The sequence below is a fragment of the Citrobacter sp. TBCS-14 genome, assembly GCF_005280805.1.
Taxonomy (GTDB): domain Bacteria; phylum Pseudomonadota; class Gammaproteobacteria; order Enterobacterales; family Enterobacteriaceae; genus Citrobacter; species Citrobacter gillenii.
Window position 1 is genome coordinate 1 of record NZ_SZWM01000357.1, and the last position, 579, is coordinate 579.

1 pseudogene is annotated in these 579 nt (G+C 40.6%); it reads right to left on the minus strand.

Features of this window, described 5'->3' with window-relative positions:
- Positions 1-47: 47 nt before the first annotated feature.
- Positions 48-566: pseudogene (istA, locus tag FDX22_RS15485) on the minus strand (IS21-like element IS712 family transposase); the annotation flags it as partial.
- Positions 567-579 lie beyond the last annotated feature (13 nt).

Genomic DNA, 579 nt, shown 5'->3' on the forward strand with positions numbered 1-579 from the left:
CTGTAGTAACTACGTTAGCAGCAACCGGACCTTTAGCACCATTCTTTGAGACACTCAAAGAGTGTGGGTTGGAGACGGTCGACGGTCAATTGAAGATACTTCATCCGAGAGTAGCCAAGAATATACAGAAAGATATTAATCGTAAACACTTCACCATTGCGTGAGATCAGTTTTAAATTTTCTTTCCAGTCGACTTGAGCAGAAAGTCCAGGCGTTGTTTCAATTCGAATCGTTGCTTTATGTTTGCAGGATTCTCGAATCAATCTGGCATAGCGTTTGACGGTCGTATATGAGCCTTGATAGCCTTTTAGTTGGATGAAGTAGTAAATTGAGCGCACAGAGCAGCCAAGCTTGAGTTTATCTTCAATGATTGATTTATAGTTCTCAATAAGTGACGGTGGGACCCTTCGTTTTGAAGCTTCTTCAAGGGTCTTTTCTTTTCCGAGGTCATAATAACGTTTGACCGTCCGATAGTCACAATTATAGCGTCTGGCAATATCAGCGAAATTAGGTTTAATTCCAGTCATAAGATGTTCGGTTATACTTTCTAGGATGTCTTTTCTCATAAGGAAAAGCCTA